The sequence below is a fragment of the Kaistella sp. genome, from assembly GCF_032060305.1.
Taxonomy (GTDB): domain Bacteria; phylum Bacteroidota; class Bacteroidia; order Flavobacteriales; family Weeksellaceae; genus Kaistella; species Kaistella yananensis.
The window spans coordinates 22,131-32,651 of sequence record NZ_DAMBHK010000011.1; the positions used below are offsets into that span (position 1 = coordinate 22,131).

Consider the following 10,521-nt stretch of genomic DNA (forward strand, 5'->3'; position numbering starts at 1 on the left):
TTGGGCAAAACTTCGCTGCTGCTGAACTGGGTCATATTGCAGCGATTTCCTTCACTGCCGCAGGCAATAATTTCGAACTTGCTATTGCGGTGGCGATTGGGGTATACGGCATCAGTTCCGGACAGGCTTTTGCGGGCGTGATCGGTCCGTTGGTGGAAGTTCCCGCGCTTATTGCTCTTGTGAATGTAGCCTTTTGGCTTAAACGGAAATGGTATCCAAACACTTAAGAACACTTTAATTATTCCATATTTACTGCTGTAGTGCTCTTCACTTCCTTGATCATAAAGGAACTTTGGGTGCTGGCGATATGCTGAAGATTTGTGAGTTTCGTCACCATGAAATCCCGGTATTCCTGAATGTCGCGCACTGTGATTTTCAGGATGTAATCGTAATCCCCGCTAACGTGAAAGCATTCCTGAACTTCGGGAAACTGGGTAATTTCTCTTTCGAACTGGGTGATGTATTCCTTGCGGTGCTGGCTGAGTTTTACATGGCAAAGAACTAAGAAATCTTTCTGAATAAGTTTTCGGTCAACCAAAGCCACATATTTTTCGATGATTTTCAGTTTTTCGAGTTTTTTTATGCGCTCGAAAACAGCCGTAACCGACAGGTCGAGGTCGGCAGCCAGACTTTTGGTGGTTCTTTTGGAGTCTTCCTGAAGTAAAAGTAGAAGCTGGCGGTCTTTTTTATCGAGGTTCATCTGAAAAATAATTGGTGCTTGTACTATTCTGTATTCAAATATAGAATTAAAATCTATGAAATGTGTAATTGTACACTTTATTTTCGGTTGAATAATTAAATCCTTGTTTTATAATTGGAAAACTTGGAATTTTAAAGAACTTAAATAATCATTATCATGGAACAATTCGATGCAGCAAACAGCATTCAGGACCTTCAGTATTTCGGGGAATTTGGAGGCGTAAATCCTTCAATTTCCGACAGTTCTACCTATACTTTCCTTTCCGCAAAAACCATGTTCGATACCTTCGAAGGCAATGCAGAAGGCTGTTATCTTTATTCACGGCACTCTTCGCCCAGCAACCTTTACCTTTCCGAAGCTCTCGCAAAGATGGAAGGCACAGAAAACGCCAATGTTACCGCCTCCGGAATGGGTGCGATTACCTCAGTATTGTTGCAGCTCTGCAAATCCGGCGACCATATTGTATCGAGCAAAACAATTTACGGCGGGACTTATGCTTTTATGAAAAACTTTCTGCCGGGCTTAAAGATCGACACTTCTTTTGTTGACATCACCGATCTGGCAAAAGTAGAATCCGCCATTAATGAACATACAAAAGTGCTTTACTGTGAAACCGTAAGCAATCCGCTTCTTGAAATCGCCGACCTGAAAGGCCTTTCTGAACTGGCAAAAAAGCATAACCTGAAGTTGGTAGTTGATAATACCTTTTCTCCTCTTACCGTTTCACCTAAGTTTTTGGGTGCTGATGTTACCATCCACAGCCTTACCAAATTTATCAATGGCAGTAGTGATGCCGTGGGTGGAGTGGTATGCGCCAGTTCAGCATTCATCAATGACCTCAAGAATGTAAACAATGGGGCATGCATGCTTTTGGGACCTACCATGGACAGTCTGCGGGCAGCAAGTATTCTGAAAAACCTCAGAACGCTTCATCTGCGTATGAAAAAACACAGTGAAAATGCCCAGTATCTGGCAGAACGGTGGGAAAAAGACGGCCTCAATGTAAAATATCCGGGACTGAAAAGCCACCCTCAGCATGAACTTTTTACCGGGATGATGCATCCGGAGTACGGCTATGGCGGCCTCATCGCACTGGATGTGAAAACCGTGGAGAAAGCCAACGAACTCATGGAGATGATGCAGCATGAAAATCTCGGCTATCTTGCGGTAAGCCTGGGCTTTTATAAAACCCTCTTCTCTGCGTCCGGTACCTCTACTTCTTCAGAAATTCCGGAAGATGAACAGAAGGAGATGGGACTTTCGCCGGGACTGATCCGTTTTTCTATCGGTCTGGATCATGATATTGAAAGAACCTACCATAAAATGCGTGAGTGCATGATAAAAACCGGTGTTCTTTAACTATTTTTAAAATATATCGTAAAAAGCTTCCGTAAGGTGGCTTTTTTGTTGATTTGCTGTATTGGAATCTGGCGGTTTTGATGCTCAAAAATCTGGATATGAGGCTCATGTGATATCATTCATAATAAAGAAAATTCCTGTCTATTTTAATGTATGTATTTGAAAATAAAGAGGTTGTGTTGAAAGCTGTTAATTGTTTTTTTTACCGGATTAAAAAAATATATAATAATGATTTCCATCACTTGCCAGTTCGTTTTTAATCAGTAGATTAGCTGCCCCTTTATCGGGAACTGAGCACCAGTATTTAGGGTGCAGAAAATAATGAGTACGAAAGGACAGCTTGTAGAAATTCCCGAACATTCTCCGCTTTATCGCAGAAAAAAACCACTTTTCCCTTCCAAGGAAGAGGAACTCCGTTGGGAATCGCAGGTGCCTGATTATTCCTTATTCGATGGCTTTCTTGTAGGGGATCATCCCGGAACGGAACATTATAAACTGGGCCAGCGAAAAGGCATCAATGTCGGCGGAAAGAAGGCGCCATTGTACGTCATTGCCATCGACCACACTGAAAACCGAGTTTTTGTAGGAGGAGGCAAAGATCATCCGGCACTTTGGAGGAAAGTATTGGCGTTTAATCCTGAACAACTTGAAGGAATGCATGGATTTAAATTCCCTCAGGAAAAATTAGAAAACGGGATTCCTGTCGCTGTAGAAGCGCATTCTTTGGAAAATCCTGTCCATGCCAAATTTTACGTTTTCGGATCAGAAGTCTTCCTGGAAGCTGAAGATCAGTTTCCGCTCACTTTGCTGGACGAAAACTTAATCCTTCGTGAGGAACAGCAAATCATCGCAATTTTAAAAATCAAAAATATCAACTGATTATGAAACTAAAATTATCTTTTTTAGTAAGTATTTTTTCGTTCTTACTTTATGCGCAAAGCGCACCCAGCTACTATGCAGGGGTAAATTTCAACAAAACCGGCAATGATCTGAAAAGCGAACTGGCCTCTTTAATCACAGCGACGCATACCAAAGTGATTTCTTACAGTGAGCTGCAGACCCTCATGAAAACCAGTGACGCAGATCCTGATAAGCCGGGAAACCTCCTGTTAATCTACGGATCACAGGCATCAGGAACCCACCAGAGAAGCCGGCCTGTAGGCGGAACCTGGAACCGGGAACACGTGTACGCCAAATCTAAAGGAACACCGAATTTAGGAACTTCAGGTCCGGGAGCCGACGGACATCACCTCCGTCCTGCAGACAATACGTTGAACAGTACCAGAGGAAGCCTTCTTTTTGATGACGGTACCGGCGCAACAGCCTATAAAACGAGCCGTGGTGGCTGGTATCCCGGAGAAGAATGGAAAGGCGATGTTGCCAGAATCCTGATGTATATGTATGTAAGATACAACACCAGATGCCTGCCTTTGAATATTACCATGACGCCCAATACGTATTCGCAGGACTTCCCGGATATTCTCCTAAAATGGAATGTTGAAGATCCCGTATCCGCATTTGAAATCCAGAGAAATAACGTGGTTGCTCAAACCCAGAAAAACAGAAACCCCTTCATCGACAATCCTTACCTGGCCACTGTAATCTGGGGCGGACCTGCAGCACAGAACAACTGGCCCGATACCTTCAGTGGCGGAACAGCCGGAGATACTGAAGCACCGAGCATTCCAATGAATCTTGCAGTAACGGCAACGACTTCTTCTACGGTTTCACTCACCTGGTCTGCATCTACAGATAACGTATCGGTGAGCAGCTATGATGTATATATGAACGGCGCGCTTAAAGCCAATGTATTCGGTACTTCAGCTACAGTTTCAGGTCTGAATCCTTCTACAGCCTACACTTTCCATATTGTGGCTAAAGACAATTCAGGAAACGTTTCAGGTAACAGTGCAGCGGTAGAAGCAACGACACAGCCCGCCAGTACCGGAGAAGGAACTTCCTGCGGAACTGAGGATTTCGAAAATATTCCTGCGGTATCTTCATCTTATGCCGACAGAACCTGGTCGAATAAAGGAATTGTATGGACCGCAACCAATGCAAGAACTGATGCTCAGATCTATATTGACGGGACAAGCAGAGCAATCTGTATGCGAAAGGGATCATTGAAATCTTCTCTGATTTCAGGTGGAATAGGCAGTTTGACGGTGAAAACTTTTCTTCCGTTCAGCGATTCCAACGGGAATTATACGTTGAAAATCAATGGAGTGGTAAAAGGCCAGATTCCTTACTCTAAAACTGCAACAACTGTAACCATTGAAAACATTAATGTAAGCGGAGATTTCACCATTGAACTGATTGATGAAACCACCAGCAACCGCGTTTCTTTTGATAACCTTACCTGGACCTGTTATGCACCAATGTCGGCAAACGATACGGCACTGATCAACCAAAAACTAACAGTATATCCTAATCCTGTAAGAAACGGTGAATTCTTTATCAACGGAATTGATAAAAAAGAAACGCTAAAGATTTATTCTGTTACCGGGCAGTTGCTGAAATCATTCGAAAACGTAGGAAACAACGAAAAAGTAAATGTGCAGTCGCTCGCGAAAGGGGTATATTTTATTACCACAAAAAACCAGTCGGCTAAGATTATCGTAGAGTAATTTATAGCAGACGATTATACAATCGGAAAAACCGGAGGATCATTCTTCCGGTTTTTTTTATGACTGAAGTTCTTTCGGTAAGAGATTTTAAACAAAAGTTATACATCACGCTCTTACTTAGTCTACTTTTTTACATCCCGGACGGTTCGCTGTGAAAGGTTTTTACAAAGGCACAGCTTTCAATGAAACCGGCCGCTATACCTCGACCTGGATTTTCGAGCACGGCGTTTGGAAGATGGTCAGCGATCACACCAGCCTGACAAAGTAATTTTAAACATCTTCAGTGGTAATTAATCCGGAATTTTAACGCTCGACCAATTTTCGCCGCTTTTGATCCTCCAGACCTGCATTTCTGAAATACCAAACTGCCTGGCAATCTGTTTGGCGGGTTTTTTCCGGCGCAGCTGCAGTTTGATATGAATGACCTGAGAAGAGGTGAGTTTCATTCCTTTTGCTCGGGGTTTCCGTTTGTACTTGCGCCATTTTTTCTCGGCAATCACTTTGGGATTTTTGCTCTGGTGAAGCGAATGTTCTTCCTGATTCATCCATTTCAGGTTGGTGACGCTGTTGTTCAGTTTGTCGTAATCCAAATGGGCGACAATGGTTTGGTCGGGTTGCGGAGCAGGCAGAAAATAAGCAGCTACGAGCCGGTGAATCATAAAATGATGGTTAATGGTTCGCTTTTTCAGGTTGCGCTCCAGTTTTTTGCTTAGCTGGCTTTTCTTTTTTTCGATAAGTTGCGTAAGCTTTTCGCTTTCGGAAACGTTGTTTTTCTTTATGGTTTCTCTCCGCTTCGCATATAGTTCAGAAATTTCTTTTTTCAGAACATCAAACTGCTGTTCCTCTTTTTCGGCTCTGGGTTTATAAAGTTTTAACCGGATTACCTTAAATCCTTCAGTCAAAGAACCGTTAAGTATACGTCCATCAGAAACTTTATTAAAACTTCTTACGTTACCGCGGTTTGAAACCTCAAATCTTGTCTTATTGGTAAATTCGAAGTCAAATTCTACCGTTTTCCATTCTTCTTTTAAAATTTTAGATCTGATCATGTTACTGTTCAAAAAGGTTGAATATTATAAAGGTCCGCATTTTTACCAGGGCAGTGAAATTGATTCCGGATTAATAAATTCCTGGGTGTACGGATTCTCCAGAAAACTCAGAAATGGCTTTTGGAATTTAATGATATCTTCTTTCTGTATGGCATAAACCTGCCAGTAATTCGCGAGCAGCTGGGCAAACATATCCTGATCCCAAAAACCAAAGAGCGGGCGCTGGGCATGGGCTACCATTGGTAAACCTTCAATGGTAATCTGATTTCCGTGGTTTTCAATCAAGTATTCCGGTTTGTACTGTAAGATATAATCGGAATAATGAAAGCGTGCATACAGTTCCTCGAACTGAACGGGATGCAGGATGTGGCCCTTCATTTTAGTAAGAAGTTCCTGTTCCTTTTCTGCAATCACGCCATTGTCCTGAAGACATGCAATATACCCGAAACCGTTGACCCCGAAGGAGAACAGCAGGTTAATCGCATCGTCGCGGTAACTGATGATATCTGCCGAATATTTGAGCGGAAAGAGGATGATGCTCCATGGTTTTTTTCCGATAAAAGAAACAGGTTCTATAATCGACTGAAGCATGAGATGAAAGTTCCCAAACCGCTCGCGTAACGTCGGCGAGAGATCGAAGTTTCTGCCCTGTTTAAGGATTCTGTTGCTCTCGTACTGCATTTCGTGATACAGCAGACCATAAACCATTCTTCCGGTCCAGAGAAAGAGCAACTGATCATCAAGAGCCGTCATACCTTCATATCCCTTGTCATAAGCTTCCTTAATCTTTACGTCGAGTTCCTCAAATGCTTTTTTTACACGGGGTGCACAGGGCAGCTGAAGGTCGGCATAGACATACGTTTTGGATTTATCCATCATCTCAATCCTGTCGGTATCAAATTTAAAATGCTCCATGAGCCACATAGGGAAAACCGTCATTTTTTCGGTGGTTAGTTCGCCGGTAAGAAAGCAAAACTGCTCGCCGAATATTAAATCTTCAAAAGGATTGAAAAGCTTTAGTGCCATAAAAAGTACGCGTCTTGATTTGTAAACGCAGTGCAAAGATAAAGATTATCGGTGATTTCATTTTCTATCATTCGTTTTCATTCGCGGCTTTTTATATTTTACATTAAAATTGTTCACAGATTTCGGTTTCAGGATAGTTTGGTGTATTTTTGCGGACATTATATTTAAAGCAACTATGGAGTTTATACAAACGGTACTTGATTTCTTTCTAAACCTCGATCAGCACCTTTTCACCATGATCATCGATTATGGAGTATGGATTTATCTGATTCTCTTTCTCATTATTTTTGTGGAAACCGGTTTAGTCGTAATGCCTTTTCTGCCTGGTGATTCATTGCTTTTCGCCGCCGGAACATTCTGTGCAGGGGTAATCGGTGCATCTGGAGAATCCGCCCATCTTAATCTCTGGCTTGTATTGGGGCTGCTTACGGTGGCTGCGATTCTGGGTGATACCCTGAATTATACCCTGGGGAAAAACATCGGTTTAAAAATGCTGAACTGGAAGATCGGCGAAAAACAGCTTGTGAATCCGAAATACATTGCTCAGACTCAGGAATTCTACGAAAAGAACGGTCCCAAAACCATAATTATCGCAAGATTTGTCCCTATTGTAAGGACTTTTGCACCGTTTGTGGCAGGTATTGGAACTATGAATTATAACACGTTTATTAAGTACAATATCATTGGTGCCGTGGTTTGGGTTTTCAGTTTAACCCTTCTGGGATATTTTTTCGGAAATATGCCGATTGTTCAGGAGAACTTCGAAACGGTAATCTTCGGCATCATCGGAATTTCTATTCTGCCCATGGTTTGGGAATTCATCAGTGCTAAATTTTTGAAGAAAAAAGCTTAGCAATCTTTAAAAAAAACACCATATAAAAAAGCCTTCCTGAAAAAAGAAGGCTTTTTCTGTGCCCGGAACAGGACTCGAACCTGCAAGCTTGTGGGCACTCGCACCTGAAACGAGCGTGTCTACCAATTTCACCATCCGGGCAGTGAGGTGCAAATATACAAATTCAGGTTTTATATCCTATAAGTCTGTAGTTATTTTTTTGAATTGAACTGCAGTGTAAAATAGAACGGCCATTCATTATTTTAATACCGGGAATCAATTTAAAATAATAATGATAGATGAGCTTAATTGGAAGCAGAAGCACAAATCCTTAAATTTGTGGCGCATTAAAAATAGTAATATGAATTTAAAAGGAAAAAATGCCATCGTAACCGGTGGAGGCAGAGGTCTTGGTAAAGCGGTCGCGGTCACTTTGGCAAAAGAAGGAGTACATATTGGCCTGACGGGGAGAAATGAAGAACAGCTTAGAAATACCGCTGAAGAATTAAAAGCCCTCGGCGTGAAGGCTTCTTATTCCGTTTTCAGTATTGATGATGAAACAGCAGTACAGGCGGGAATCGCGACTTTAGCTAATGAACTTGGCGGAATCGATATCCTGATCAACAATGCTGGAGTTGGTGATTTCGGATCGATTGCTGAAATGCCCTCCGAAACTTGGGAACACGTCATCAAAACCAATCTTTTCGGGGTTTATTATGCAGCAAAAGCGGTATATCCGTTCCTGAAGGAGCGGGGAATGGGCGATATTGTAAACGTTGCATCCACCGCAGGTCTGAAAGGCGGACCCAATATGTCGGCGTATGCTGCATCGAAAGCGGCTGTAGTTTCCCTTTCTCAGTCGATGATGGCAGAGTGGAGAAAAGAAAACATCCGTGTGATTACCTTAACCCCAAGCACGATTGCCTCGGATATGTCCATACAGGGTGGGCTGACGGACGGAAATCCGGATAAAGTGCTGCAACCTGAAGATTTCGCAGAATGGGTTCGCGATATTCTGAAAATGAACAGAAGAGCCATGATTGCCAGTGCATCGATCTTCTCTACCAATCCTTAATGGGACAATGATTTTAACCCAATTATTAAACCGTGCTGGAGCAAAACGCCAGCGCGGTTTTTTTTGGTTGTTAATTTTTTTTTATGGATCACATTCGTCAGGTCATGATAAAAACTTCCGTAGTCGATATACTTTTTCGTCTGTACATCAGTCATCTACCGTGTTTTTCAAATTGTATTAAAGTTGGTAAAATAAGCGCAGTTTTAATCTTAAAGAGAATGTTAAACAATGTTAAACCGCCTGTAGGTGGCATTGATATTGAACTTAATCAAAAACCTTAAACAAAATATTAACTTAAATTTATTATTATGGCAAATTCACAGTACAAACCAGAATTCAGGAATGATTATGTTTCAAGAGTTTTTAGAACAAGAGAAGAAGCCGACAGGGCTTACGAAGATCTTCATGGAAGAGGATACACTAAAGATGATGTAAACGTAATGATGTCTGACAGTACCCGCGACCGTTATTTCACCAACTCCGACACGCATACAGATTTGGATGATAAAGTGGCCGAAAACGCCGGAAAAGGTTCGTTAATCGGAGGCGGAATCGGAGCCGTTGTAGGTGCTGTAGCCGCAATTGGATCTAATGTACTGCTTCCCGGATTGGGACTGGTAATTGCAGGGCCTCTGGCAGCAGGATTGGCTGGTGCAGGAGCAGGTGCAGCAACCGGAGGTTTAGTAGGCGCTTTAACCGGAACAGGAGTTCCTGAAGATGAAGCGAAAATATACGAAAACGAAATTAAAGATGGCGGAATCTACATGGGTTATAAACCAAAAAATGAAGAAGACGCACGTTACACTTACGAAAGATGGTATAACGACGATACCGAATCGAGATTGTAATATACAGCAGATTATAGATAAAGAAGCACATTGCCAGGCAGTGTGCTTCTTTTTTATTTTAAAAACGGAAGATTAATGTCCTGAGTTTCCGTCGATGCCATGTGCATGTCCGTGTGCCAGTTCTTCTTCGGTTGCCGGGCGGGTTGCCACCACTTCGATATCAAAGTGAAGGGTTTTCCCGGCCATTGGATGATTAAGGTCTACTGTTACCGCTTCAGGAGAAACTTCCAGAACCACAGCATTGAGGTGGTTTCCTTCAGGATCCTGTAATGGGAGGATCGCACCCACTGGCGGCATTCCAGACTGTTCGAACATTTCTACAGGCAACTGCACCGTAGCGTCTTCCTGTTTTTCACCGTAACCTTCTTCTGCAGTGATGGTAAAAGATTTCTGTTCTCCGGCAGCCATTCCGTGAAGTTCTTCTTCAAATTTCGGAAGCATCATGCCCACTCCGTAAAGGAAAGTGAAAGGGTTATCGGCATCTGTTTTTTCAATGAAAGATTTTTCCCCGTTTTCTTCCAGGGCATTTAGCGTGTAATGAACAGCCACTACTTGGTTTTTTTCTATAGTCATTATAATTGAATTGTGAGGAAATCTTCCTCTAATTAAAGTCTTTTGAAGGCTGGTAGCAAAGGTAAGGTTTTGTAAGAGAATGCATTGGCTAATGGCTGATTATTTAATGAATTATTCCGCTGCAAGTTCCGCTTCGCCCTGGTCAGAAATCCGGATAACTCCCTCTGTCAAATGATCCGGGTGGTTTGTAAAACCTTTGAGTTTTGAAGATTTTCCTTTAAGGATAATATCATGAATCTGCTTTTCACTCAGTTTTTTTCCGAACAGCACAAATGGCAGCTTGAACCCGCAGTCTCTGTAACTGGAGCAGCCTACCGCCGTTTTTCCTTTCATAAGTTTGTTTGCTTTACATTTCGGGCAGGTTTCATCTTCCCAGGAAATTACGGTTGTTTTTCTGGGTGCTTTTTCTTTCTTTTCTTTAGGTTGAACTTC

Annotated in this window: 10 protein-coding genes, 1 tRNA gene and 2 pseudogenes; 7 read left to right on the plus strand and 6 right to left on the minus strand. The window is 42.3% G+C overall.

Features of this window, described 5'->3' with window-relative positions; translation table 11 throughout:
* Positions 1-41: 41 nt before the first annotated feature.
* Positions 42-227, plus strand: a pseudogene (locus V5N63_RS02750) (arsenic resistance protein); the annotation flags it as partial.
* 11 nt (positions 228-238) lie between these two features.
* Here V5N63_RS02750 and V5N63_RS02755 read toward each other — a convergent pair.
* Positions 239-700 (minus strand): Lrp/AsnC family transcriptional regulator, encoded by a 462-nt coding sequence (locus tag V5N63_RS02755; RefSeq protein ID WP_332032733.1) that lies wholly within the window; start codon positions 698-700, stop codon positions 239-241.
* Between the two features lie 156 nt (positions 701-856).
* Between V5N63_RS02755 and V5N63_RS02760 the strand changes: the two genes are divergently transcribed.
* From V5N63_RS02760 to V5N63_RS02770, 3 genes are all read left to right on the plus strand, one after another.
* On the plus strand, positions 857-2,059 hold the full coding sequence (locus tag V5N63_RS02760) for an aminotransferase class I/II-fold pyridoxal phosphate-dependent enzyme (RefSeq protein ID WP_332032734.1): 1,203 nt from the start codon (positions 857-859) through the stop codon (positions 2,057-2,059).
* Between the two features lie 321 nt (positions 2,060-2,380).
* Positions 2,381-2,938 carry a tRNA methyl transferase PRC-barrel domain-containing protein gene (locus V5N63_RS02765; RefSeq protein WP_332032735.1) on the plus strand — a complete coding sequence of 186 codons (558 nt, stop codon included), beginning with the start codon at positions 2,381-2,383 and terminating at the stop codon, positions 2,936-2,938.
* A gap of 2 nt (positions 2,939-2,940) precedes the next feature.
* Positions 2,941-4,686, plus strand: a complete 1,746-nt coding sequence (locus V5N63_RS02770; RefSeq protein ID WP_332032736.1) for an endonuclease — start codon at positions 2,941-2,943, stop codon at positions 4,684-4,686.
* A 290-nt stretch (positions 4,687-4,976) separates the two neighbouring features.
* On the opposite strand, the gene V5N63_RS02775 is transcribed toward V5N63_RS02770, so the two are convergent.
* Entirely contained in the window at positions 4,977-5,735 is a 759-nt protein-coding gene (locus V5N63_RS02775) for an NUMOD4 domain-containing protein (RefSeq protein ID WP_332032737.1), read from the minus strand.
* Between the two features lie 42 nt (positions 5,736-5,777).
* Positions 5,778-6,761 carry a hypothetical protein gene (locus V5N63_RS02780; protein WP_332032738.1) on the minus strand — a complete coding sequence of 328 codons (984 nt, stop codon included), beginning with the start codon at positions 6,759-6,761 and terminating at the stop codon, positions 5,778-5,780.
* 175 nt (positions 6,762-6,936) lie between these two features.
* Between V5N63_RS02780 and V5N63_RS02785 the strand changes: the two genes are divergently transcribed.
* The gene (locus V5N63_RS02785) at positions 6,937-7,614 is read left to right on the plus strand and encodes a DedA family protein (protein ID WP_332026261.1); all 678 of its coding nucleotides are present in this window, start codon (positions 6,937-6,939) and stop codon (positions 7,612-7,614) included.
* Positions 7,615-7,673: 59 nt separating this feature from the next.
* Here the strand turns inward: V5N63_RS02785 and V5N63_RS02790 are convergent.
* Positions 7,674-7,755: transfer RNA gene (locus V5N63_RS02790), tRNA-Leu, on the minus strand.
* A gap of 199 nt (positions 7,756-7,954) precedes the next feature.
* On the opposite strand from V5N63_RS02790, the gene V5N63_RS02795 reads away from it, so the two are divergent.
* Positions 7,955-8,668 carry a 3-ketoacyl-ACP reductase gene (locus V5N63_RS02795; RefSeq protein ID WP_332032739.1) on the plus strand — a complete coding sequence of 238 codons (714 nt, stop codon included), beginning with the start codon at positions 7,955-7,957 and terminating at the stop codon, positions 8,666-8,668.
* Between the two features lie 308 nt (positions 8,669-8,976).
* Positions 8,977-9,516 carry a hypothetical protein gene (locus V5N63_RS02800; RefSeq protein ID WP_088469043.1) on the plus strand — a complete coding sequence of 180 codons (540 nt, stop codon included), beginning with the start codon at positions 8,977-8,979 and terminating at the stop codon, positions 9,514-9,516.
* Positions 9,517-9,588: 72 nt separating this feature from the next.
* On the opposite strand, the gene V5N63_RS02805 is transcribed toward V5N63_RS02800, so the two are convergent.
* Both V5N63_RS02805 and V5N63_RS02810 read right to left on the minus strand, forming a co-directional pair.
* Positions 9,589-10,089, minus strand: coding sequence for an FKBP-type peptidyl-prolyl cis-trans isomerase (locus V5N63_RS02805; RefSeq protein WP_332032740.1), 501 nt, complete (start codon positions 10,087-10,089; stop codon positions 9,589-9,591).
* Between the two features lie 111 nt (positions 10,090-10,200).
* A pseudogene (locus tag V5N63_RS02810) lies at positions 10,201-10,521 on the minus strand (DNA topoisomerase III); the annotation flags it as partial.

Coding starts and splice junctions, on each gene's coding strand:
- V5N63_RS02795 (WP_332032739.1), top strand. CDS start 7,955: ATGAATTTAAAAGGAAAAAATGCCATCGTAACCGGTGGAGGCAGAGGT.
- V5N63_RS02770 (WP_332032736.1), top strand. CDS start 2,941: ATGAAACTAAAATTATCTTTTTTAGTAAGTATTTTTTCGTTCTTACTT.
- V5N63_RS02780 (WP_332032738.1), bottom strand. CDS start 6,761: ATGGCACTAAAGCTTTTCAATCCTTTTGAAGATTTAATATTCGGCGAG.
- V5N63_RS02760 (WP_332032734.1), top strand. CDS start 857: ATGGAACAATTCGATGCAGCAAACAGCATTCAGGACCTTCAGTATTTC.
- V5N63_RS02775 (WP_332032737.1), bottom strand. CDS start 5,735: ATGATCAGATCTAAAATTTTAAAAGAAGAATGGAAAACGGTAGAATTT.
- V5N63_RS02765 (WP_332032735.1), top strand. CDS start 2,381: ATGAGTACGAAAGGACAGCTTGTAGAAATTCCCGAACATTCTCCGCTT.
- V5N63_RS02755 (WP_332032733.1), bottom strand. CDS start 700: ATGAACCTCGATAAAAAAGACCGCCAGCTTCTACTTTTACTTCAGGAA.
- V5N63_RS02785 (WP_332026261.1), top strand. CDS start 6,937: ATGGAGTTTATACAAACGGTACTTGATTTCTTTCTAAACCTCGATCAG.
- V5N63_RS02805 (WP_332032740.1), bottom strand. CDS start 10,089: ATGACTATAGAAAAAAACCAAGTAGTGGCTGTTCATTACACGCTAAAT.
- V5N63_RS02800 (WP_088469043.1), top strand. CDS start 8,977: ATGGCAAATTCACAGTACAAACCAGAATTCAGGAATGATTATGTTTCA.